The sequence below is a fragment of the Staphylococcus haemolyticus genome (assembly GCF_006094395.1).
GTDB lineage: Bacteria > Bacillota > Bacilli > Staphylococcales > Staphylococcaceae > Staphylococcus > Staphylococcus haemolyticus.
Window position 1 is genome coordinate 2,326,092 of the sequence record NZ_CP035291.1, and the last position, 24,147, is coordinate 2,350,238.

Genomic DNA, 24,147 nt, shown 5'->3' on the forward strand with positions numbered 1-24,147 from the left:
ATATTTTCCCTTTAAGGATACTTATTCTACACTTGTTTAATAAGAATATGAAGTAACTTGCTTTCAACTCTAATATTGTCTCTTTGACGATCACTACATATTAAAAAATCTCCTTTGACTAAGGGGAATTGCCTTACTCAAAGGAGATAATAATCCAGTTTAAACTTATCTATTGCTAGGGTTGTTTGGATCGTTTGGATTATATGGTTTGTCAATATTTGGAGATTGTTCATGACCTGTGTCTTCTTCATTATTTGAATGTCCACGATGTTGATCATTGTCTCCATTTGAACCGTCACGTAATTGATCATGTCCTGTTTGATTATCTCTATCATCTCTTTGACGATGTCTACGTTCGCGATTCATGTCATTATCTTCTTTACGATCTTCTCGCATGTCTTCTTTTCCTTCTTCTAGTTGTTCTTCGCGGATATCGTCGTAAGATTTACCATATTTACCTTCGCTATAGTCAGAATCTTCATCTTTAACAACACGAGCAGCATCATAATCTACTTCAGGTAATACACCATCATAGAATAATGAACGGATTTGTTCAGCTACTAATGTTTCTTCTGTTAACAATGTTTTAGCGATAAGTTTAAGTTCTTTTTCATGGTCTAATAAGATTTGTTTACAACGTTCATATTGTTCTTTAATAATACGTTGAACTTCTTTATCAATTTCATAAGCGATTTGACCAGAATAGTTAGGTTCACCTTGCATATCTTTACCTAAGAATACTTGTCCACCGCCGCTAGATGAGAATTGTAATGGTCCAAGTTTTTTACTCATACCATACTCAGTAACCATAGAACGTGCGATTTGAGTTGCTCTTTCGAAGTCATTTGATGCACCAGTTGATACTTCATGGAAATTGATATCTTCGGATACACGACCACCTAATAAACCACAAATTTTATCTAATAATTCAGGTTCTGTCATTAAGAAACGATCTTGTTTAGGTAACATCATTGCGTAACCACCAGCTTGTCCACGAGGAACAATTGTTACTTTATGAACAACTTCTGCTTCATCGAGTACCATACCGATAACTGTATGACCCGCTTCATGGTGAGCTACAATATTACGTTCTTTATCTGAAATGACACGTGATTTTTTAGCTGGACCAGCAATAACACGGTCTGTAGCTTCTTCGATATCACGCATGTCAATTTTGTTTTTACCTTCACGTGCAGCAATTAAAGATGCTTCATTTAATAAATTCTCTAAATCTGCCCCTGAGAAGCCAGGTGTTCTTTGTGAAATAGCTTTTAAGTCGACAGTTTCATCAAGTGGTTTGTTTTTAGAGTGTACATGAAGAATAGCCTCACGACCTTTAACATCTGGACGGCCAACTTGAATTTGTCTATCGAAACGACCAGGGCGTAGTAACGCTGGGTCTAAGATATCAGGACGGTTAGTTGCAGCAATCATGATAATACCTTCGTTTTCACCGAAACCATCCATTTCAACTAGTAATTGGTTAAGCGTTTGTTCACGTTCATCGTGACCGCCACCAACACCTGCACCACGTTGACGTCCTACTGCATCAATTTCATCGATAAAGATAATACATGGTGCATTCTTTTTCGCATTTTCGAATAAGTCACGCACACGGCTTGCACCGACACCAACGAACATTTCAACAAAGTCTGAACCACTGATTGAGAAGAATGGTGCACCCGCTTCACCAGCTACGGCACGTGCTAGTAATGTTTTACCTGTACCAGGAGGGCCTACAAGTAATACACCTTTAGGTATTCTTGAACCCATTTGTTTGAATTTCTTATTATCTTTTAAGAAATCTACTATTTCAATTAATTCTTGTTTTTCTTCATCTGCACCAGCGACATCTGAGAATCGTACACGACGTTTTTGGTTATCGTACATTTTAGCTTTGGATTTACCAAAGTTCATCATACGACCGCCACCGCCGCCGCCTTGTGCTTGGCTAAGGAAGAAAATGAATAGGAAAGCAATAATTAATACAGGAATTAATGTTGTCAACATACTTACGAAGACACTTTGTTTCTCTTCTTCTTTAACTTTAAAATCTAGTCCTTTTTGGCTTTTTGCTTCATTTGTAATTTTTTGTAAGTCTTTTTCGTTATTGTATAAAATCGTTGAAGAGTAATCTTCATCATTTTTTGTTTTACCACTTACCAAGTACACATTTTGCTCAGGTTGGATTTCTAAGGTCTTTAAATCACCTTTATCCAATTTCTCTACAAACTGTGAATAGGAAAGTTGTTTCGGTGTATTGCCATTCCCATTTATGTAAGAAAATACGCCGAATATAATAACGCCAATAATTGCGATAACAAGCACATTGCGAAAAGCTTTTTGCATGCGTCATTTCCTCCTATTTCTATAATAAAGCTAACAAAAATTGTAACACAACACTTCTCTTAAAGGCTAGCATTTCAACTTTTGTAATACTTTTCAAAATCCTTGTGTTATCAAACTTTTTAAAACTTAAATTCTCTAAAAAACGATAAGTTTTTAAAATGTGTTTAAGCATATAAAATGAGTCTACACTAATTCATTTATTAAGTATAGTTATTATATCTTAAACACGATTTAATTATATTAACATCTAAATGAATTTCACTTATTTGTTATAAATTTCTGGTTTTAATGTGCCGATATAAGGTAAATTCCGATAATGTTCAGCGTAATCCAATCCATAACCTACAACAAATTCATCAGGAATTTTCTTACCAACATATTTAGCTTCAATATCAGCCTTACGACGATTTGGTTTATCCAGTAATGTAACAATTTCAAGTGAATTAACTTTACGTGATTGCAATAATTCAGTAATTGATTTCAATGTTGTACCTGTTTCTAAAATATCTTCAATGATTAGGACGTCTTTATTTTCAATAGATGAACCTAAATCTTTTAAGATTTGAACTTCACCAGTTGATTCAGTTCCGCCATGATAGCTTGAAACATCCATAAAATCAATTGCTAAATGTGTGTCGATGCGTTTAATTAGGTCTGCCATAAACATAACAGAACCTTTTAGAATACCCACGCATACAAGTGGTTTATCTTTATAATCTTTAGTTAATTGTTCTCCTAAATCTTTACAAATATTTTGTATATCTTCTTCAGTTAACAATATTTCTTTTAAATCGTCTTTCATTCGTTATTCATCTCCAATTTTTTTGATTTCTATATGTTGATTATATGCTTTAGCAATATATAAATTACCTACAGCAATAATTTGATGGTATTGATCTTCAATTAATGGCATTTGCATGCGCACATCATTTGGAATTTTGTGATCTATAAACAAACGACTCACTTTTTTATGACCTTTTTGTCCATTTAGTTCGACTTTATCTCCATTGTGGCGAGTTCGTATCAATAATGGTAATTGTTGTTTAGGAATCGTCGGATGTATAACAACGAGATAATGTCCGAAACGATATGTATCTGCATCATTCACGATTTGATTATCTAATAATGACGGCTCATTTTTCGCCAATATAATAAATTTATCATATGCTATTTGAATTATCCATTTTTCAGTGAGGGATATCTCAAATTGTGCGATTTGATTACTAATCTGATGAAACCATTCATGATATTGTTTCTCTGAAAATGCCTTATTCAACTGCAGTTGTTCGAAGAGCTGATCTAACAATATCATTTTAGCTATATCATCAAGTTGATTAAATGCATTTCGTGAAAATTGTATTTGAGTTCCATTTTTATTAATTAGACAATCATTCTCTATAAAGGATTGGGCTTTTTTTCGACTCTCCTGTAATTGAATATCATGCCAACGTTTCAATTTTAGTAAATGCGTACTATCAAGATCTGCATTTTGATTAATCGCTGGTAATAGTCGATTGCGAATGTCATTCCTAACATATTTATTGTCACTGTTTGAGCTATCTTCATAATAAGGAACTTGATATTTGTGCTGATAGTCGCGTATGTCTTCTTTTGAAACTTCAAGTAATGGCCGACATATTGTGTAATGATTACGAATTGATTGAACATCTATCCCTAGAGTACTTCGTGTAGAACGTCCAGTAAATAGTCTATAGAAGATTGTTTCTAGCTGGTCATCTAAATGATGTGCTGTAAGTAATACATCTGCATCTAACCTTTTCATCATTTCGTCAAACCACTCATAACGCAATTGTCGAGCATCAGCTTGTATACTCTTCCCTTGCGCTACTACATCCGTTAAATTCAAATGCTTTACATAGCAAGTTATCTCATATTGTTTACAAAATGCTTCTATAAACGCTTCTTCCTTATGTGATGCTTCTCGTAAGCCATGATTAACATGAAGACAGGTCAATTGTTTATAAGTACGAGATGATTGTGAAAGTAAATTGTGGAAGAGTGACATACTATCTACACCTGTCGAAACAGCAATCACAATATGTTCAGTATTGTTCCATAGTGACGTATTAACTTTCAACACAAAGACCTCCTTAATAACATGAATATACCTTATTGCAATATTGCAATGTAGTCATCAAAAAAAGAGTGGAACTAAAATTCATTGTTGAATTTTAAGTTCCACCCCGCAAAAATAACATATCTTACATAAAATAAAGGGCAATTCGATAGGACGACAATTGTTTATCTTACTGTGAATGTTACCTTTGCTATTACCAATTATTATATAAGTAATATATTATAAATTAGCGTCTTGAACCTTTACCGCCACGTCTTGATTCAGTTTGTCGTTTAATAGATGCTAATTTATCTTCACTATCTTTTAAGAAATTGCTTAATTTCTTTTCAAAATCTTCACCTTTTTGTTGTGGTGATCTATTGTGATTTGATTTATGTTGTGGTCTACGAGGGCGATCTTTTGCTTTTTTTATTGAAAGGCTAATTTTACCGTCATCTGCAATAGATAAGACTTTAACTTCAACTTCGTCTCCAACTGATAGGTGATCTTCAACATTCTCAACATAGTTATCAGCCACTTCACTGATATGAACTAAGCCACTTTTCCCTTCAGGTAACTCTACGAATGCACCAAATTTTTTGATACCAGTAACTTTACCTTTTAGCTTGTTTCCTACTTCGATTGACATATTCTAAATAAATCCTCCCGATTTTGATTCGATTTTAACCTTATTATATTCCTGTTTTAATATTTTCACAATGCTATAAAACCAGATAATTCATTCTTATTTAAGAAAAACGATTATCCTTAATGTTATCAGTTGTCATTAGAGGATTTAGACTTAGAATCATCATCATTATTAGGCAATTTAAAAATAACTTCACCTTTATTGCTCAGGTAATAATCGTCTCTTGCTACTTTCTCTATGTAGTCTTTATTATTTAAATTACTAAGTTCTTCTTTTAATGCGATTTCCTCGTCTTGCTTTTTCTGAAACTGTTCCTCTTTATGTTTACGCTCAACTGCTGCTTTATCATTGCTTTGTTTTTGGACGACAAGCATGATGGATAGAATAATTATAATCGCTAATAATATCCCACCGAATACAGTTACTCTTCGTCTAACAACACGCATTTTCTTTTGTTGTCGTTGCCTTTTTCGATTTTTATCGGAGGTATACTGATTTCCTATTTCTTCTACCTTTTTACTCATTGCTTGTCACCTCCTTCAGTCTATTCTTCTTCAAATTGATTCTGATTAATACGTTCTTCTTTAATTAAATCGTACATACCTTTAGCATTTTCTTTAGAAGCATGTTCGCTTAAACCAGTTACTTTAACTGTAACAAGCTTTTGTCCGAAACGAATAACTAATTCATCTTCTACCTTAACATCTGTTCCAGCTTTAGCTACATTCCCATTAATGGTAATACGTCCTTGATCACTTATCTCTTTCGCTAAAGTACGACGTTTAACAAGTCGCGATACTTTTAAATATTTATCTAATCTCATGAATCTTTCTCCCCTTGTTGCAAAAAGTTTCTAAGGGTTTCTTCATCAAAATCCTTATTTTTGGTTTTATCATACAATGCCATGAAGTGGTCTGCAAATACTTTCTCAAATTTAACTCGTGGTGCTTTACCTTCTTTACTTTTAGCTGTCTGCCAAATGTCATTTAGTTCTTCTATCGATGCTGCTTTTTCATCACCAAAAATATGTGGATGACGACGAATCATCTTAGCACTTAAGCTTTCAATGATTTCTTGAATGTCCATATAGCCTTCTTTTTTGCCAATACTTGCATGTAAGAGAACTTGAAGTAAGATATCTCCTAATTCTTCTATCATGTGCCAATCATCTTCATTATCAATTGCTTCGAATAATTCAAAGCTTTCTTCCAATAGATAGCGTTTGAGGGAGGCATGAGTTTGAACACGATCCCATGGACAACCAGTTTCATCATCGACTAAGCGATCTATAATCTCTACTGCATAATCAAAGTTTCGATATAATACTTCATCATTTGTCACTTTAGGAACGTAGACACTTGTTAAATTATTAAATGCGTCTTCGTGATGATCAAGTTCAAATAGAGGTACCTCTAGTACAGAGGCGCCAGTGCTATGTGCGCCAGTCACTATTTTGACTGGAAAATCATCTGGATAATGTTCCATCAAAGTAATTTTAATATCTGCTGCAACCATAGCACTATATACCTGAGTAATAAGTGTATGTGTACGCACATTTAATAACTGTTCGGTCAATGCCGTACCATCTAACAAAGTGAAACCATCGTTAGGATCTTGGTTAATCGCTGCGAAGATATCATCAATAAAACTTTTACCACCTAGCATTTTAACATTCACGTCTTGATGATGGTCATTGTAGTCTAACAACTTGGCCGTCGTTGTTTCAGCTACACGTGGATGTCCAGGTACGGCATAGACAACATCTTGTGATTGCGCTTTTTCTATTAATACATCAACAATTTGTTGATACACAGAATCGAAATCTTCATTCTTTTCATAAATAGTATCAAAACTTTCGAATTTAAGTTCATCTTGTAATTGATTAATTACAGGATGGTCTAGTGTCCTAGTATAAACAAGCGGTTGTTGTATTAAAAAACGATATATACCGAGTGGCAACTCATCTAAACCGTAGTTTCCTAAACCAACAATTGTAATTGTATGTGTCATTAATGTCGTCCTTTCTTTATATGATAAAGCTTTTCGCCAAATGGCAAATGTTTTAATTCTTTATAACCTAAGATGTTCATATATATAACTAATATTAATAATACGGCAATGCCTATGATTGCCACAACAACTAACTCTATAAGTCCACCTATACGTCCCACTTGAGGTAATATCTGCATAATAATTTGAATGATTATCGTCATGATGACAAGCGCAGTAAACATTTTCAAAATGAATGGTTTCATTTGACTAAAGTGATACTGCTTAAGCACTTCTTTATGCAATATAATTACAAAACAAATAAGGGACAAAACAGTGCTAATACTAGCGCCAGCAATACCATAATGATGAATCAATAGGACGTTGAGTATCGCTTTCACTACTAAGCCAATAGTTACACCAATCAATATCGGACGAATGCAATTGAGTACTTGTAATAATGCAATATCCATCATTATAAGCGATACACAGATAACCGTTAACATATAGAATCCAAGTGTAAAACCTAAACTATTGGTCTTAAAGAAGACTGCATTCATCATAGGTAATAAATTAATTAATCCTATACCAGCTGCTGAACTAATTAATATAGTGATTTTAAGCGATGCATTAGCGTAACGATTCATTTTAATTTGATTTCGTTGTTCGATTGCTTCAGTTAAAAGTGGGATTAACACAAAACTAAAAGTTGTCGTAACAATTAAACCCATTTGTATAAATGAAGCACCACGATCATAAATTCCTTTTTGCATGATTGCTTCTTTAAAATGTAGGCCGTGTGATTGTAGTGTATGAACGATTGTAAAGCTATCTATAAATTGCCATAATATGACCAATAATTGGCTCAATGCAAATACAAGTGTAGCCATAAGTAAGTCTTTCCAAGGTATATTTGCTGATAAATTCTGCATCTTAAAAGAGAAAGGTTTCATAACTATTAAAAAGAGACTTGAACCTAAAAAACCAAGTGCAGAAGCTAAAATAGCAATCGTTCCTGCTTGATATATCGACCAATCTTTAATCATAAATAAACCAATGGCTACAATGATGAGACCAACACGAATGATTTGTTCAATAACCTGGGAAATAGCGGGTATATTCATACGTCTTTGACTTTGATAATAACCACGACACACACCTAATATACCAATAAATAAATAACTCAAACTTGCCATTCGTATCATAGGTGCAAGTCTTGAATCTCCCATCAATATAGCCACTGGGTGCGCTAATAATAAGAGCATTAAAAATATTACTATGCCTAACGTTTGAAATCGTATTAGCACTTTTGAAAACGAAGACGGTTGTCCATTAATACCCAGCGTTTGCGTTACCGCACTTGGAATAGCATTCATAGATAAAATCATACCTAGCGCCACAATTGGATATATTTGTTGATAAGCATACAACCCAGTATCTCCGAGAACATTTTGGTAAGGCACTCTGTAAATTGCACTTAAAATTTTAACTATGATGAGTGCAAGGGTTAGAATCACAACGCCATTGAACGCTGTGTAGTTAGAGGGTTCAATGTGTTTGAACTCGTTTGAACTCTTAGATGATAACGATTGTGTAGATTTAGATTCTGATATGCTTTTAGTTTTCATCTTCAATAACCATACTTCCTTCAAGACATCTCACAAGGAATTTCAAGTTATCTAACCATTGCTTAGACTTGGTAAGTGTTACATGCATGCGATTTTCTTTAACACCTAGTTTCATTGCACGTCCTAAAGGTTGTGTTTGTTTAAACAGTTCTTCACCGTTCATTTGTTCTGTTGCTTTCGTTGATAATGACACTTCAATTTGCTTACCTTTATCTTTAATTAAAGTTACCCCTGCATGTAGCGCATGTATTTTAATTTCAACCATTTCAAGTAAACGTTCAACTTCAACTGGATAATCATTGAATCGATCTATCAATTCGTCTTTAATATCAAATAATTGTTCTTCTGTTTCAACTTTACGTAGTTTTTTATAAATTTCAATTTTTGCTTGCTCATTTTGAATGTATTCTGCAGGTAAATAGGCATCTAAGTTGAGTTCCATTTCTACTTCTGGTGCATCTGGTTCTTCTTCTTTAATTCCACGTTTTTCATTAACCGCTTCTTCTAACATTTGTGAATACAAGTCAAAGCCAACCGAATCAATAAAGCCGTGTTGTTGTTTACCTAGTAAGTTTCCGGCACCACGAATATTTAAATCACGCATAGCAATTTTGAATCCTGAACCCAATTCAGTAAATTCTTTAATAGCTTGTAATCTTTCTTCTGCAGTTTCAGTTAGCACTTTATTCGCAGAATGTAAGAAGTATGCATAGCCAATTCGACTTGAGCGTCCTACACGACCGCGCAATTGATACAATTGGCTTAATCCAAAGCGATCTGCTTCTTCAATGATTAGAGTATTCGCGTTAGGTACATCTACACCTGTCTCAATAATCGTTGTAGTCACTAAAATATCAAATTCGCCATTAATAAAGCTTAGCATTGTTTCTTCAAGATCACGTTCTGTCATCTGACCATGTGCAACGGCAATATTAGCATCCGGCATTAACATCTGTAATTGTTCACGCTTTTCATAAATGGATTGAACTCTGTTGTATAAATAGAATACCTGTCCATCACGTGATAATTCTCGTTCTAAAGCTTCTTTAATAAAATTACTATTTTGTTCTAACACATAAGTTTGTACAGGGAAGCGATTTTCTGGAGGTGTCTCAATGACTGATAAATCCCGTACTCCTAGCATACTCATGTGTAAAGTTCTAGGAATAGGCGTTGCAGTTAACGTCAGTACGTCTACATTCGTCTTCATTGTCTTAATACGTTCTTTATGACGTACACCAAAACGTTGTTCTTCATCGACTATTAATAATCCTAAATCTTTATAATGAATATCTTTGCCTAATAATTTATGTGTTCCAACAACAATATCAACGTATCCTGATTTAAGACCTTCTTTAGTTTCTTTGACTTCTTTAGTTGAACGGAATCGACTAATCAATTCAATTTGTACTGGAAAATCCTGCATTCGTTCAATTAACGTTTCATAATGTTGTTGCGCTAAAATCGTTGTAGGTACAAGAAATGCAACTTGTTTCCCTTCCATTACTGCTTTAAAAGCTGCTCTAACAGCAACTTCTGTTTTACCATAACCTACGTCACCACATAATAGACGATCCATTGGTCGCTCGCGTTCCATATCACCTTTAATTTCGTCTATCGATTTCGCTTGGTCAGGCGTTAATTCATATGGGAAGTCCATTTCAAATGCACTTTGCTCAGCGGTATCTTCACCATATTGATAACCTACCGACATTTCACGTTCTTTATATAATGCGATTAATTCATCAGCAATATCTTCGACACTTTGTTGAACTTTAGCTTTTGTTTTCTTCCATTCTGAGCCACCAAGTTTATTTAATTTAGGCGACTTATCTTCTGAAGCAACATATTTTTGAACTTGATCCATTTGATCGACTGGTACAAAGAGTTGGTCTGTGCCTTTATATTGCAATTTAATATAATCTCGGTGAACATCTCCAACTTCTAAAGTTTCAACACCAAGATAACGCCCTACCCCATGATGTACATGTACGACGTAGTCACCAACATTAAGGTCTTGATATGACTTGATTTTTTCAGCATTAGATAAAGTTTTAGTACGTTTACGCTGTTTCTTTTGTTTTGTTTTGAACAATTCTCTCTCAGTTATAACAACAAGTTGCATATAAGGTAATTCGAAACCTTCTGAAAGACTGCCCTCTGTAACGACGACTTGGCCAGATTTAATGTCATTGTGAACATTAGTAACAGTTGGTATATGCATCTCATTCAACATCGATTGAATTCGTTCAACTTTCGTTTCAGTTTCAACTAACACCACGATATGATAGTCGTTGTGTACATAGCGTTGGAATTCAGAACGCATAATATCGTATTGCCCATAAAACTGTTGTACTGGTTTACAAGAAAACTTAATAATATGTTGTAACTGAACAGGCATAGTGGACGTAAACAAAGTGAAGTACGTCACTGGATAATCCTTCAATAACGACTCAAAACCATCATATTGCATAAATGATTGACCGATAAATCCGTTTCCACTTTCTATTAAGTTCTGAATGAAATCGTCCACTTCAGTTGTTAGCGTCTTTTCAGTTTCTTTAATGCGATTATATTCGTCAGCTACAATGATGGCGTCTTTTGCAAAATAGTCAATAAGCGTTGAAGGTTGCTCGTACATAAATGCCACCAAACGACGTAATAATTGATGATCAAAAAACGTTGTTTCAAATAACTTGAAACTTTCATATGTCTCTTTCAAATCATTACGAACAGACTTGTCAATTTTTGGTCGTGTTGCTTCATATGCGGTCTTCAATTCTGATTGTAAATGTTGAATGACATCATCTGTAATAACGTAATCACTTGCTGTTGTGATTGAAACTTCTTCAATATTGTCATTTGAACGTTGCGTCTCAACATCGAAGTCACGAATTGAATCAACTTCTGTATCAAACAATTCTATTCGAACAGGTTGACCTATGAGTGGGTAAATATCGATAATGCCTCCACGCAATGAGAACTCGCCTATATGTGATACAACACTCTCGCGACGATATCCCATATTCACTAATTTATTTAAGAATTCATCGACATCTATATCCTCGCCTACTCTAAGCGTAATTTGATGATCTTTCCATAGTTCAAATGGCGTGAGCCACTTTTTCAATCCGTTCAAAGGAACGATAAATAACCCTTTCTTATTATGAGCTAATGCAGTCAGTGTTCTTACACGTTCACTCATAAGTTGAGGGCTTTGCGTTGAAAATTCTTCAGTCATAATATCTTGTACAGGATATTTATAAACTTCAGAATGATCGATATATTGTAAAATATCAGTTTCTAATTTATCTGCTTGATATAAGTTGTTAGTGATTAACAACATTTGTTTTTGATCTTTTAGATACTTTTCAGCGATAATCGTAGCTTTCGCAGAGGGAGAGAGACCAGTAACAAGAATGTTTTGATGACCGAATACATCATCGAGTTCCTGGAAACGTTTATCATTTTGAATATAGTCTGAAATGATAGGTCTCAATTGACTTCTCCATTATATTGATTCATTACATGGTCGAAGCGTGAACTTTCAATAAAAGCTTCCACAGCGTGTGCTGAATGTTCAATCACTTTATCCATAGTAATCATCTCTTCTTTTGAAAATTTCTGTAATACATAATCAGGTACTGACATACCATTCGTCGGTCTCCCTACGCCAATACGAATTCGTTTAAATTGATCTGTACCTAAATGTTTAATGATAGACTTCATACCATTATGTCCTCCAGCGCTACCTTTTTGACGCAAGCGGATTTGACCTTGAGATAAATCTAAATCATCATACAAGACGATTAAATCTTCCACTTCAACATTATAGTAATCCATTAATGGCCCTACTGCTTCACCAGAAAGATTCATCATAGTCATTGGTTCAATAAATAGAACCTTGTCACCATTTAAACGTTCAATAGTATAAGCACCTTTAAATTTTTGTTTATCTAATGAGAAATTATGTTTCTTCAAAATGTAATCAATGACTTCAAAACCGATATTGTGTCTTGTTAACTCAAATCGCTTGCCTATATTCCCAAGACCCACAATACATTTCATACGATGTTACCTCCATTGTGATTCATTTATAACGACTAACTGAATAGAATTGTGCATATATCAATTATTCATTATTTTATAACATTCCCTATAATAACACAAAAAGGGAGTAGAACAGAATTCATTAAGAATTCATGTTCCACTCCCATAAAGATAACAATCAACGAATTATTCTTCGTCTTTATTTTCTTCTTCGCTATCTTCTTCTTTTTCTTCACCAACTACTTCAGGTTCTTCAGTTGCTGCTTCACCTTCCATAGCTTCAACTTCTTCTTCAGTAGGTTCATCAGTTGGAGGAACTACTGTTACAACAGATTCTTCTGGGTCGTTTTCAATTGTGAAATCGCCAGAAACTTTAATATCTGAAACTGAGTAGCTGTCATTAACTTCTAATTCAGTAATGTCAACTTCAATTGATTCAGGGATATTTTCTGGAGTTGCTGTAACTTGTAAGTCGAATAATGGTTGTTCAACTACGCCACCTTCTTTAGCACCAGCAGCTTCACCTACTAAGTGAACTGGTACATCAACAGTACGTTCTTCAGTCATGTTGATTGCTAAGAAGTCGATGTGTGTAATTTGGTTTTTAAGTGGGTCGAATTGATAATCTGACACCATAACTTTGATTGATTTAGAACCAACGCCTAAATCGATAACACCGTTACGTCCTACTTCACGGATAACTTTGATGAATTCAACTTCATCAACTTTAACTGAAGTATTTTTAGTACCATAACCATAAACTACTGCAGGTACTTTACCTGTATTACGTAATTTTTTAAGGTCAGAACGTGTTTGTTTACCTTGACGGATGATTGACTTTAATGAAGCCATTCGTATTTCCACCTTTCATTTTCAAGTCTAGATACTTATTATCGTGAGAATATAAAGTTCTGGACTTCCCTTCACTTACCCATCAACTTTATAAGTTGCTTGCAAGTGTTTATTAGTTCGTAAAACCACGAACGAATGTATTATACACGGTTGAAATGTATAAGTCAAACGCAATTGTAAACTTTAGTCAAATAATACACTTACTGATTCACGTTCATATACTCGAATAATTGCTTGAGCAAGTAATCCAGCTACTGATAATTCTTTAGTGTTTGATGGTTTACGTGTGTCATCTAATAAGATTGAATTTGTAACGATTAATTCTTTAATTGCTGAATTCTCGATACGCTCCTTAGCAGGACCTGATAAAACTGGGTGTGTACAACAAGCATACACATCTTTAGCACCTTTATCTTTTAAAGCTTGCGCAGCTAAAGTGATTGTTCCTGCTGTATCAATAATGTCATCAATAATAATCGCAGTGCGTCCTTCAATTTCACCAACAATATTCATTACTTCTGCTACGTTTGGTTTAGGACGTCGTTTATCAATAATTGCAATCGGAGTTTTTAAAATGTCAGCAAGTTTACGTGCGCGTGTAACGCCACCGTGGTCCGGTGATACTACGACACATTCTTCTGGGTCAATGTTAGGGTCATTCTCAAAATGTTGACCAATGATTGGTACACCCATTAAATGGTCAATTGGAATATCAAAGAATCCTTGAATTTGTGGTGCATGTAAATCTAATGCAATCATGCGATTAGCGCCAGCTGTTTCAATTAAGTTAGCTACTAACTTAGCTGTAATAGGTTCACGGCTACGTGCTTTTCTATCTTGACGTGCATAGCCATAATATGGAACCACAATATTGATATTAGCTGCTGATGCACGCTTACAAGCATCAATCATAATCAATAACTCCATCAAGTGTAAATTAACCGGATTTGAAGTTGGTTGGATAATGAAAACATCACATCCACGAATACTTTCTTCAATATTGATTTGAATTTCTCCATCGCTAAAGCGTTTAACAGAACATTTCCCTAATTCAATCCCTACTCGATCAGCTACCTCTTGTGCTAATGGCTCATTTCCTTTTAAAGAGAAAATCTTTAAAGATGAATTCTTGTATTCATTATTTAACATTTATAGTCCTCCAATTTTTAACTTAGACACTTTCATTATATAAAAAATTAATCGCTTTTACTATGTTCAACAAAAAATTGTGGAAAAGAGATACCAAATTTTATCAAAAAATTATTTTTTGAGATATCCTTCTTTTGTGATTTGACGGGCACGCGCAAGGGCTAAACTTTCATTAGGGACGTTGTCGGTAATTGTTGAACCTGCAGCGATTAACACACCGTCACCAACAGTTACAGGTGCCACTAAGTTAGTATTACATCCAATAAATGCATCTTTACCTACAACCGTTTTAAATTTATTAACACCATCATAATTAACTGTGATAGAACCACAACCAATGTTTGTACGTTCACCGATTTCAGCATCTCCAATATAACTTAAGTGAGATACTTTAGCCCCATCTTTGAGATCTGCTTTTTTCACTTCTACAAAGTTACCCACTTTAACATCTGAACCTAAGTTTGAACCAGGTCTTAGTTGCGCGAATGGTCCAACTTTTGTTTTATCACCAACGATTGAATCATTAATAACTGATTGTTTAATGTCAACTTGTGAGCCAATATGACTATTGTTGATTTCAGAGTATTGACCGATGACAGCTTCTTCTCCTATTACTGTTTCACCATTAATACGCACACCAGGTTCAATAATTGTATCCATACCTATTTTGACATCTGGTCCAATAAATGTAGTTGTAGGGTCGATAATAGTTACACCATTTCTCATATGCTCAATGTTAATACGTTGTTGCAACGCCTTTTCCGCATTACTTAACATGACACGATCATTTACACCCATAATCTCATTAAAATCGTCTGTGTGATAAACTTCAGCGACGCCATTTTCAGCTAAGATTAAGCTGATCACATCTGGCAAGTAGTATTCACCTTGAGCATTATCATTTTTAACTTCTTCTAATTTAGAGAAAAGAACTCGATTATCGAACGCAAAAATTCCAGAACTAATTTCAGTTAATGCTTTTTGTGCTTCTGACGCGTCTTTTTCTTCGACAATACGTTGTAGTCTACGTTGTTCATCGCGAACAATTCGCCCATAACCAAACGGAATCTGAGCAGTTGCTGATAATACTGTCGCTTGCGCATGAGTACTTTCATGATGCTCAATTAACTTTTGTAACGTATGAGCTGTAATGAGTGGTGTATCTCCACAAACAACTAAAGTTGTACCTTCCACTTCTTTCAAATGTTCGTTAGCCATCTTTACAGCATGTGCTGTTCCCAATTGTTCTTCTTGATAGCTATATAACGATTGGTTCCCCAATGTTTCTTTAACGTCTTCAGCGCCATGACCTACAATTGTCACGATTTGGTTAACACCAGCATTCTTAACATTTGTTAACACATGTTCTACCATTGATTTTCCAGCAACTTTATGTAGCACTTTATATTTATTTGATTTCATTCTAGTACCTTTTCCAGCTGCTAATATTACCGCATTTCTTTGCATGAGTGATAACCCTCCAATAAATTTACACTTCTAATTTATTATAATTTAACTCAAGTTCGAGTTTCAAGATTTAGAAGGTTTTATAATTTAGTCTATTTAAATTTTCAAAATATGTATTCATTAGTAGAATGCTTTATACCACACTTGATATTTAAAAAGCAGGTTCAACAAATTTAAATGCTGAACCTGCCATAATGTATGATTTATTTAAGCTTCGTCTGAATCTTCTGATGAAGCATTTTTATCTGGAATAACTTCATCTGTTTCGTCATATACTTTCATAACGGCATCTTGAATTTCTTGTCTCATATCAGAGTTGATTGGATGCGCGATATCACGGAATTCACCATCTGGTGTACGTTTACTTGGCATAGCAACGAAAAGACCTGAGTTCCCTTCAATTACACGTAAATCGTGAATAACAAAAGCTTCGTCTAATGTAATTGAAACAAGTGCTTTCATTCTGCCATCTGTTTGTATTTTTCTAAGTCTAACATCTGTCACTTTCATGTAGTGAGCCCCCCTAGTATATATATCTTTGTTTGTTAGAAGCTTGACAATTCTTTAATCAAGGAAATTATATTCCTTTTACTTTACCTACAACTTCAATTTCAACTTTAACGTCTTTCGGTAATCGTGCAACTTCAACACAACTACGCGCTGGTTGATGTTCACTGAAATAACTACCATAGACTTCATTTATTTGTTGAAATTCATTCATGTCGGAGATAAAAATGGTTGCTTTCACAACTGAGTTTAAATCCGAACCAGCTTCTTCAAGTACGACAGACAAATTATCTAGCACTTGTTTTGTTTGCTCTTTCACATCATCACTGACAATATTCCCTTCAGTATCTAATGGGATTTGTCCAGATGTGAATACTAAATTATTCACAACCATAGCGTGTGAGTATGGTCCTAAAGCTTCTGGTGCTTTGTTAGTGTTAATTGTTTTCATGATGTAATAAACTCCTTTTAAGAAAATTTAGACAAACTATTGCCAGGTTCTACTTTAAATTCCTGATTGTATTCATCAACATCAGATAATTTAACTAAAGAAGTATAATCCTCAATCAATCTTTGTTTAACTTCTTTTGATTCTACAAGTACAGATACCCCTTTAACTTGTGCCTTAAACTCATTCATAAGATTCATGACACCGTTGATTGAACCTCCTGCTCTCATAAAATCATCCACGACAAGTACATTAGAATTTTCAGCTAATGTACGTTTAGAAAGCACCATCGTTTCGATCTTACGAGAAGAGCCAGACACGTAGTTAATCGATACAGTAGATCCCTCAGTAACTTTATTGTCTTTTCTAATTACTACTACAGGTAAATTTAATACGTTAGCTACCGCATTGGCAAGTGATATCCCTTTTGTAGCGATTGTCACAACCGCATCAAGATCTTCTTCCATATAAATGCTAGCAATTAATTTACCAACTTTATTAAGTAAAGAAGGGTTACCAACTAAATCTGATAAGAAAAGATATCCACCGGGTAATAATCGTTCTTTTTCTTGGAGTAGTTCAATAACTTCTTCAACAATTTCCGAAGCCTCTTCTTTACTCATCATTGGTTTGTAAGTTACACCACCACTCGCACCTGCAGTCGTAATAACTGTACCTAGCTTTTCTTTTTGGAAAGTATTCTTAATAATTTGAACATCTTCACTAATTGAAGACTTCGCTTGTTTAAATTTTTTCACAAAAAAAGTTAAAGGTATTAACTGATTTGGATGATTCATTAAATACTGTGTCATAAAGACGATACGTTCACTTCTTTTATACCTCATTTGTTGTTCAACCCTTCTATCCTAATAATCTTACTAAATACACTTCATTACAGCAGCCATTAACAGCATTATATATCTTTTTCGCTTGGCTTTCTTTTTGAGCAAGCCCATATACGGTTGGACCACTACCACTCATTAATGCGCCATCTGCACCACATTGCAACATATTATTTTTTATTTTTTCAATTTCAGGATGCATTGACATTGATACTGGTTCTAGACGATTCGATAAGCTTTCACATAACTGTTTATAATCACCTTCAACAATCGCCTTCTCGCACATTTCTGTATCTACATGATGTGCATCATCCAAATCTAACGCCTTGAATACATCCGCGGATGATATACCTAAATTAGGTTTCGCTAAAACTACCCAAGCTGAAGGTGGCTTCTTTAAAAAGCGTATCTTTTCACCTCTACCTTTGCATACAGCAGTTCTGTTATAGATGCAAAACGGAATGTCTGTTCCAATTTGTATTCCCAAATCACTTAGTTCATGCAAAGATTTATCCAAATTAAACAGCCGATTAATACCACGCATCGTAGCAGCTGCATCAGCTGATCCTCCTGCTAAACCGGCAGATACAGGAATATCTTTATCTATAGTAATGGTGACACCTTCATTTAAATCATAGGTTTCCATCATCAATTGTGCTGCACGATAAGCCAAATTTTTATGATCATTTGGAACATAGTTATGTTCAATATCAACAACGATTTTTTTATCTTTTCTTTTTTGGAAAGATAATCGATCGTTCAGATCAACTGTCGTCATAATCATTGCAATTTCATGATATCCATCATCTCTTTTGAAAAGTGTATCGAGCGTCAAATTTATCTTGGCTGGTGCCGTTTCATATATCATTTTTCCGCCCTCTCTTCATCTATAGTAATAAGATGATTTTAACACAAAGACTTAAAATATTTGATAGATACATGACAAATTTATGTAAAATCTTAATAAAACAATCAATTTAATCTACTAATATACGTTTTCTAATGAAATTATATTATTTTTAAGTAAAATGATTGGAAGTGATATAGAAACATTCACTGTCTCACGTTCGACGCATATCTTAATCTTCTACAAAAAAAGAGTGTTGAACTTAATAAGCCCAACACCCAATACATTTTAATTATAGAGTTGTAGTACACTAAACCACTCTATATTTATGTCTAAATTAGTGTGCAACTACTTCTTGATGATTATCTTCTTCAAATGAAACTTGTACGTTCTCTGTAAGAACATCCGTATATGTATACGAAACTCTTTCAAAATTATGCTTATCTTGGTCTAATTCAACAACGAATACTGAAGGATACGTTTCTTTTAACACACCGCAACGTTCGATTGTTTTTTTACGACCACCGTTGGCTTTTAGTACAATACGATTTCCTAAATGACAATCAATAGAATTTTTGATGTCCAAAATTGATTTTGGCATATTGCTCCACCTCGCTACAAGTTACATAATACCATATCTCGCAAGGTTATGTCAAATAAAATTTAAATTTTATCAATGTAGTAGCGCTTTGTCAACAATTTAATTTTCTAATTCTGGGAAATTTTTCTTTTCTTCATACAATCGTGCAAAATCTTGTATTGATAGCGTTTCCCCGCGTCTTTTAGGATCAATACCTGTTTGTTCAAGCCATTTTAATATACTTTCTTTATGTTTTTTTCCATCTTTAAAGAAATTCTGATAATTGTTGTTGATTGTTTTACGTCTTTGCGCAAAAGCTGCTTTAGCTAATTTAAAGAAAGTTTCTTCGTCATCCACGCTAACGAGTGGCGTCTCTCTTTGCATTAATTTAACAACAATAGAATCTACATTAGGTGGTGGCATAAAAACTGATTTAGGAACCGTTAGCACTTTACTTGTTTCTGTATAGTACTGTGTAACGATAGATAATGAACCATAAGCCTTTGTTCCTACTTGTGCATTTAAGCGTTCACCAACCTCTTTTTGCATCATAACAACATAACCATCAATCGGAATATCTTGTTGCATTAAATTCAGTAAAATTGGTGTTGTAATATAATATGGTAAATTAGCTACGACCATGATTTTGTCACAATCATTCAAATACGTTTTAACCGCCTTACCAATGTCTGCTTTCAATATATCTTCGTTAATTATCGTAACATTGTCATATGGCGCTAGTGTTTCTTTTAGTACAGGTATAAGTCGTTGATCAATTTCAAATGACATCACCTTTTTAGCTCTTTTAGCTAATTGCTCTGTTAAAGACCCCATACCGGGTCCAACTTCAATAATACCTGTGTTGTCGTCAATTTCACTCGCATCTATAATTTTATGAATGATATTCACATCTACTAAGAAATTTTGTCCTAAACTTTTTTTAAAGTTAAATCCAAACTGATCTAACAGTGCCTTAGTTCTTGAAGGTGTCGCAATATCTTTTCTCTCCACCTTTTATTCACTCTCCTTTTCCATAGATAACGCTTCGCGCACATCCGATTCAGTATAACCAAATGCATTGAGTTTCTTAAGCAGTTGCTTGCCATTTGAATGTCCGATGTGTAATTTACGACCTAGTATTTCTCTTTTACGACGTGCGTCTTTACCAATTATTAATCCTAAGTCTATGAGAACACTTTTGTCGATTGATTCTTCCGCTTCTTCAAAAGGAGAACTGACGTGCATTAATGCGTCTCTAATATCTTTTGGATGCGCATGTTCAACGCCGATTTTACCACGCTTATTTTTAGCCTTTTCTCTATCTAAGTATGCATGTTTAACACCTGAAACGTGTTCTGTAATCGTGTGACGTATTTTATCACCGGGAAAGTCAGGATCAGTTAATACGATAACACCTCTTGTTTCTTGTGCATTTTGGATGACTGCTAAAGTCTCTTTATTGATTGCACTTCCATTTGTTTCAATCGTATCACATTCAACAGCCGACTTTACTCGTTCAGTGTCATCTCTACCTTCTACTACGATAAATTCATTGATTTTCATAATAAAAATCCTAACCTTTCAAATTCATTTCACATATATTATAACTACTTATCACATAAAAAATGAGAAAGATGTCGTGTGTCATGTTTATAAAATCATACCATGACAGACACGGTTTAACATCTTTCTCAGACATATATTATTATTTTAATTTAAATAAACGTTCAGCATTTTCCGTAGTTTGACGACATACATCTTCATATGACATACCACGTAATTCTGCAATTTGTTCAGCAACTAAAGTCACACGTTCTGGTTCATTACGTTTACCTCTATATGGATGAGGTGAAAGATAAGGCGCATCTGTTTCAACTAACAATCTATCCATAGGCACATGTTTTGCGACTTCTTTAGGTTGCTTAGCATTCTTAAATGTAACTGGACCCCCTAAAGAAATATGGAAGTTCAGTTTATTAATAACTACATCTGCAATTTCAGGAGAACCACTGAAGCTATGCATAATTCCGCCTACTTCTTCAGCATGTTCTTCCATTAAGATATCTACACAATCTTGCGTAGCTTCGCGATTATGAATAATGATAGGCAAGTTCACTCTTTTAGCGAGAGCAATTTGCTTTCTAAATACGTCTTTTTGAACATCAGCTGGAGATTTATCCCAATGATAATCTAAGCCCATCTCTCCAATACCAATAACTTTAGGATGTTGTGATAATTCTTCAATCCATTGTAAACGTTCATCTGTAAAATCAATCGCACCAACAGGATGCCAACCGATAATTCCATATATAAAATCATATTGTTCAATCAGTTCCATAGCACGTTCAATTGTCGGTGTATCAAAACCAACGACAAACATGCGATCAACGCCTGCTTCTCTCGCACGAGAAATGACTTCAGTTAAATCTTCCGCATATTGTTCATCATTTAAATGGACATGTGTATCGATTAACATTTTATCTCTCCTAATTTTACAATTTATTACTATTTAATAACTGCACCATTTGGAATTGCACTTGGTAAACTAACTAATGTTAAGACACCATCTTTTTCAGCTGATAAAATCATGCCTTCTGACTTTTGACCCATTAATTTAGCAGGTTTTAAGTTAGTGACCACTGCAACTTTTTTACCGATAATATCTTCTGGACGATAAAACTTAGCGATTCCAGAAACAATTTGACGTTGCTCTAAACCTAAGTCAATTTGAATTTTTAACAATTTATCAGACTTTGGAACGTTTTCAGCATCAGTAATTGTTGCTGCTTTAATTTCAACTTTATCAAAATCTTTAATATCAATTTGCGCTTTACTTGGCTCTTCCACTTCATCTTTAGATTCTTCAGACTTTGGAGGTTGCATTGATTCTTTAATATATGCAATTTCCGCTTCAGTGTCTAAACGTGGGAAGATTGGTGTTGGCTTCTCAGTTACCATAATCGGTTGTTTTAATGCACCATATTGTTCAAGACTTTCTAATTCAAATAATTCAGGTTCATTAATATTCAGTTGTTTGAAAATTTCTTTAGGCGCATGTGTTAAGAATGGACGTAGTAACACTGCAGCAAATCGAATATTTTCAACTAAATGTGCCATGACATTACCAAGCATATCTTTTTGACTATCATCCTTAGCTAATACCCATGGTGTAGTCTCATCGATATATTTATTCGTACGACTAATAAACTTCCATACAGTAGATAAAGCTACAGAGAATTGGAAACTTTCCATACTTTCATTGAAATGTTTCACAGTTTCATGTGCTAATGCTTCCATATCTTCGTCCAGTTCATGTTTAGGACCTTCATATGCAGGCAGTTCACCTTGGAAATACTTATTAATCATAGAGATTGTACGATTTACTAAGTTGCCTAAGTCATTTGCTAAATCATAGTTAGTACGCTCTACAAAAGCTTCAGGAGTGAATACTCCATCAGAGCCAAATGGTAGTTCGCGCATTAAATAATAGCGTGTTGCATCAAGACCATAGCGGTCAATTAATACGTTAGGATCTACCACATTACCTTTAGATTTACTCATTTTACCGTCTTTCATCAGAATCCAACCATGTGCAAACACTTTTTTTGGAAGCGGTAAGTCTAACGCCATTAATAAAATTGGCCAAATAATTGAGTGGAAACGTACAATTTCCTTAGCCATTAAATGCACATCTGCTGGCCAATATTTCTGGAATAATTCATCATCATCTGATAAATATCCTAATGCAGAAATATAGTTTACTAATGCATCTATCCATACGTATACAACGTGTTTAGGATTGGATGGCACTCTGACTCCCCAGTCAAATGATGTACGTGAAACAGCTAAATCTTCTAAACCAGGTTTAATAAAGTTGTTAATCATTTCATTTTTTCTTGAAGGCGGTTGAATGAAATCTGGATTAGCATCATAAAATTCTAATAATCTATCTGTGTATTTATTAATATTAAAGAAATAACTTTCCTCTTTAACTAACTCAACCTCATGACCTGAATCCGGGCTTTTTCCGCCAACGATTTTGCCATTTTCATATATTGGATCTACTAATTGCGATTCAGTGTAATATGTTTCATCTGGTACTGAATACCATCCTTCATACTCACCAAGATAAATATCACCTTGTTTTAAAAGACGTTCAAAAACTTTCTCAACTACTTGTTTATGACGATCTTCTGTAGTACGAATAAAGTCATCATTAGAGATTTCTAACTTACTCCAAAGACTTTTAATACCACTGATCATTTCATCTAAATATTCTAATTCAGTTTTACCTGCTTTTTGAGCTTTTTCTTGAATTTTTTGGCCATGTTCATCTGTACCAGTTAAGTAACGAACATCATAGCCTTGCATACGTTTATAACGTGAAATCACATCACCAGCTACTGTTGAATATGCATGGCCGATATGCAAATTACCACTCGGATAATAAATTGGGGTTGTAATATAAAATGTTTCTTTCGCCATCAATAGTCCTCCTCATCGTTTACAAAATAATAATATATACGTGTTATTCTGTTCATTATGGATTTTGATACTTAAACGCATCACGATATCCTTTTATATTAAGTTATTTTTTATTATAACTCATATCAATTTTCTAATGTCGTATCCTATTAACATTACCATAAATTTATTAATTTATGGGGGATTTCATAAGATTTTCATTGCCCATTTTCCCAGAAAAATATTTAA

The 24,147-nt window shown here is 34.2% G+C and carries 22 protein-coding genes; all 22 read right to left on the reverse strand.

Annotation, left to right across the window (positions count from 1 at the left end):
* Positions 1-165: 165 nt before the first annotated feature.
* The gene (gene ftsH, locus EQ029_RS11250) at positions 166-2,349 is read right to left on the reverse strand and encodes an ATP-dependent zinc metalloprotease FtsH (protein WP_011276751.1); all 2,184 of its coding nucleotides are present in this window, start codon (positions 2,347-2,349) and stop codon (positions 166-168) included.
* Between the two features lie 262 nt (positions 2,350-2,611).
* Positions 2,612-3,151, reverse strand: coding sequence for a hypoxanthine phosphoribosyltransferase (gene hpt / locus EQ029_RS11255; RefSeq protein ID WP_011276752.1), 540 nt, complete (start codon positions 3,149-3,151; stop codon positions 2,612-2,614).
* A 3-nt stretch (positions 3,152-3,154) separates the two neighbouring features.
* A complete protein-coding gene (tilS, locus tag EQ029_RS11260; protein WP_029376683.1) occupies positions 3,155-4,447 on the reverse strand; it encodes a tRNA lysidine(34) synthetase TilS in 1,293 nt (430 codons plus the stop codon).
* Positions 4,448-4,673: 226 nt separating this feature from the next.
* Positions 4,674-5,075, reverse strand: coding sequence for a S1 domain-containing RNA-binding protein (locus EQ029_RS11265; RefSeq protein ID WP_057504765.1), 402 nt, complete (start codon positions 5,073-5,075; stop codon positions 4,674-4,676).
* A gap of 128 nt (positions 5,076-5,203) precedes the next feature.
* Positions 5,204-5,599 (reverse strand): cell division protein DivIC, encoded by a 396-nt coding sequence (divIC, locus tag EQ029_RS11270; RefSeq protein WP_011276754.1) that lies wholly within the window; start codon positions 5,597-5,599, stop codon positions 5,204-5,206.
* A 20-nt stretch (positions 5,600-5,619) separates the two neighbouring features.
* Positions 5,620-5,898, reverse strand: a complete 279-nt coding sequence (locus EQ029_RS11275) for an RNA-binding S4 domain-containing protein (protein WP_011276755.1) — start codon at positions 5,896-5,898, stop codon at positions 5,620-5,622.
* Positions 5,895-7,085: a MazG nucleotide pyrophosphohydrolase domain-containing protein gene (locus EQ029_RS11280; RefSeq protein WP_011276756.1), complete on the reverse strand. Its 1,191-nt coding sequence runs from the start codon at positions 7,083-7,085 to the stop codon at positions 5,895-5,897. Before EQ029_RS11280 ends, EQ029_RS11275 begins: the two co-directional genes overlap by 4 nt.
* The gene (locus EQ029_RS11285) at positions 7,085-8,617 is read right to left on the reverse strand and encodes a polysaccharide biosynthesis protein (RefSeq protein ID WP_029376684.1); all 1,533 of its coding nucleotides are present in this window, start codon (positions 8,615-8,617) and stop codon (positions 7,085-7,087) included. Before EQ029_RS11285 ends, EQ029_RS11280 begins: the two co-directional genes overlap by 1 nt.
* A gap of 64 nt (positions 8,618-8,681) precedes the next feature.
* Positions 8,682-12,191 (reverse strand): transcription-repair coupling factor, encoded by a 3,510-nt coding sequence (gene mfd, locus EQ029_RS11290; RefSeq protein ID WP_046464819.1) that lies wholly within the window; start codon positions 12,189-12,191, stop codon positions 8,682-8,684.
* Complete coding sequence (pth, locus tag EQ029_RS11295) at positions 12,188-12,760, reverse strand: aminoacyl-tRNA hydrolase (protein WP_011276759.1); 573 nt, start codon at positions 12,758-12,760, stop codon at positions 12,188-12,190. The genes mfd and pth overlap by 4 nt, the downstream gene beginning before the upstream one ends.
* Positions 12,761-12,928: 168 nt before the next feature.
* The gene (locus EQ029_RS11300) at positions 12,929-13,594 is read right to left on the reverse strand and encodes a 50S ribosomal protein L25/general stress protein Ctc (RefSeq protein WP_011276760.1); all 666 of its coding nucleotides are present in this window, start codon (positions 13,592-13,594) and stop codon (positions 12,929-12,931) included.
* 183 nt (positions 13,595-13,777) lie between these two features.
* The gene (locus tag EQ029_RS11305) at positions 13,778-14,743 is read right to left on the reverse strand and encodes a ribose-phosphate diphosphokinase (RefSeq protein WP_011276761.1); all 966 of its coding nucleotides are present in this window, start codon (positions 14,741-14,743) and stop codon (positions 13,778-13,780) included.
* A gap of 111 nt (positions 14,744-14,854) precedes the next feature.
* The gene (glmU, locus tag EQ029_RS11310) at positions 14,855-16,210 is read right to left on the reverse strand and encodes a bifunctional UDP-N-acetylglucosamine diphosphorylase/glucosamine-1-phosphate N-acetyltransferase GlmU (RefSeq protein ID WP_011276762.1); all 1,356 of its coding nucleotides are present in this window, start codon (positions 16,208-16,210) and stop codon (positions 14,855-14,857) included.
* A gap of 207 nt (positions 16,211-16,417) precedes the next feature.
* Complete coding sequence (spoVG, locus tag EQ029_RS11315; protein ID WP_011276763.1) at positions 16,418-16,720, reverse strand: septation regulator SpoVG; 303 nt, start codon at positions 16,718-16,720, stop codon at positions 16,418-16,420.
* Between the two features lie 67 nt (positions 16,721-16,787).
* On the reverse strand, positions 16,788-17,168 hold the full coding sequence (locus EQ029_RS11320) for a RidA family protein (RefSeq protein WP_011276764.1): 381 nt from the start codon (positions 17,166-17,168) through the stop codon (positions 16,788-16,790).
* Positions 17,169-17,185: 17 nt separating this feature from the next.
* Positions 17,186-18,010: a pur operon repressor gene (gene purR, locus EQ029_RS11325; RefSeq protein ID WP_011276765.1), complete on the reverse strand. Its 825-nt coding sequence runs from the start codon at positions 18,008-18,010 to the stop codon at positions 17,186-17,188.
* 16 nt (positions 18,011-18,026) lie between these two features.
* Entirely contained in the window at positions 18,027-18,875 is an 849-nt protein-coding gene (ispE, locus tag EQ029_RS11330) for a 4-(cytidine 5'-diphospho)-2-C-methyl-D-erythritol kinase (protein WP_037536996.1), read from the reverse strand.
* 316 nt (positions 18,876-19,191) lie between these two features.
* Positions 19,192-19,455 carry a biofilm formation stimulator Veg gene (veg, locus tag EQ029_RS11335; protein ID WP_011276767.1) on the reverse strand — a complete coding sequence of 88 codons (264 nt, stop codon included), beginning with the start codon at positions 19,453-19,455 and terminating at the stop codon, positions 19,192-19,194.
* Positions 19,456-19,554: 99 nt separating this feature from the next.
* Positions 19,555-20,445 carry a 16S rRNA (adenine(1518)-N(6)/adenine(1519)-N(6))-dimethyltransferase RsmA gene (gene rsmA / locus EQ029_RS11340; protein WP_011276768.1) on the reverse strand — a complete coding sequence of 297 codons (891 nt, stop codon included), beginning with the start codon at positions 20,443-20,445 and terminating at the stop codon, positions 19,555-19,557.
* A gap of 3 nt (positions 20,446-20,448) precedes the next feature.
* On the reverse strand, positions 20,449-20,997 hold the full coding sequence (gene rnmV, locus EQ029_RS11345; RefSeq protein ID WP_011276769.1) for a ribonuclease M5: 549 nt from the start codon (positions 20,995-20,997) through the stop codon (positions 20,449-20,451).
* A 142-nt stretch (positions 20,998-21,139) separates the two neighbouring features.
* Positions 21,140-21,910 (reverse strand): TatD family hydrolase, encoded by a 771-nt coding sequence (locus EQ029_RS11350; protein ID WP_011276770.1) that lies wholly within the window; start codon positions 21,908-21,910, stop codon positions 21,140-21,142.
* A gap of 29 nt (positions 21,911-21,939) precedes the next feature.
* A complete protein-coding gene (gene metG, locus EQ029_RS11355) occupies positions 21,940-23,919 on the reverse strand; it encodes a methionine--tRNA ligase (RefSeq protein ID WP_011276771.1) in 1,980 nt (659 codons plus the stop codon).
* Positions 23,920-24,147: the final 228 nt, after the last annotated feature.

What these genes read in the sequence shown, in the direction of transcription:
- ftsH (WP_011276751.1), bottom strand. Translation starts at nt 2,349, where the DNA reads ATGCAAAAAGCTTTTCGCAATGTGCTTGTTATCGCAATTATTGGCGTT.
- hpt (WP_011276752.1), bottom strand. Translation starts at nt 3,151, where the DNA reads ATGAAAGACGATTTAAAAGAAATATTGTTAACTGAAGAAGATATACAA.
- EQ029_RS11265 (WP_057504765.1), bottom strand. Translation starts at nt 5,075, where the DNA reads ATGTCAATCGAAGTAGGAAACAAGCTAAAAGGTAAAGTTACTGGTATC.
- divIC (WP_011276754.1), bottom strand. Translation starts at nt 5,599, where the DNA reads ATGAGTAAAAAGGTAGAAGAAATAGGAAATCAGTATACCTCCGATAAA.
- EQ029_RS11275 (WP_011276755.1), bottom strand. Translation starts at nt 5,898, where the DNA reads ATGAGATTAGATAAATATTTAAAAGTATCGCGACTTGTTAAACGTCGT.
- EQ029_RS11280 (WP_011276756.1), bottom strand. Translation starts at nt 7,085, where the DNA reads ATGACACATACAATTACAATTGTTGGTTTAGGAAACTACGGTTTAGAT.
- pth (WP_011276759.1), bottom strand. Translation starts at nt 12,760, where the DNA reads ATGAAATGTATTGTGGGTCTTGGGAATATAGGCAAGCGATTTGAGTTA.
- EQ029_RS11300 (WP_011276760.1), bottom strand. Translation starts at nt 13,594, where the DNA reads ATGGCTTCATTAAAGTCAATCATCCGTCAAGGTAAACAAACACGTTCT.
- EQ029_RS11305 (WP_011276761.1), bottom strand. Translation starts at nt 14,743, where the DNA reads ATGTTAAATAATGAATACAAGAATTCATCTTTAAAGATTTTCTCTTTA.
- glmU (WP_011276762.1), bottom strand. Translation starts at nt 16,210, where the DNA reads ATGCAAAGAAATGCGGTAATATTAGCAGCTGGAAAAGGTACTAGAATG.
- spoVG (WP_011276763.1), bottom strand. Translation starts at nt 16,720, where the DNA reads ATGAAAGTGACAGATGTTAGACTTAGAAAAATACAAACAGATGGCAGA.
- EQ029_RS11320 (WP_011276764.1), bottom strand. Translation starts at nt 17,168, where the DNA reads ATGAAAACAATTAACACTAACAAAGCACCAGAAGCTTTAGGACCATAC.
- purR (WP_011276765.1), bottom strand. Translation starts at nt 18,010, where the DNA reads ATGAGGTATAAAAGAAGTGAACGTATCGTCTTTATGACACAGTATTTA.
- ispE (WP_037536996.1), bottom strand. Translation starts at nt 18,875, where the DNA reads ATGATATATGAAACGGCACCAGCCAAGATAAATTTGACGCTCGATACA.
- veg (WP_011276767.1), bottom strand. Translation starts at nt 19,455, where the DNA reads ATGCCAAAATCAATTTTGGACATCAAAAATTCTATTGATTGTCATTTA.
- rnmV (WP_011276769.1), bottom strand. Translation starts at nt 20,997, where the DNA reads ATGAAAATCAATGAATTTATCGTAGTAGAAGGTAGAGATGACACTGAA.
- EQ029_RS11350 (WP_011276770.1), bottom strand. Translation starts at nt 21,910, where the DNA reads ATGTTAATCGATACACATGTCCATTTAAATGATGAACAATATGCGGAA.
- metG (WP_011276771.1), bottom strand. Translation starts at nt 23,919, where the DNA reads ATGGCGAAAGAAACATTTTATATTACAACCCCAATTTATTATCCGAGT.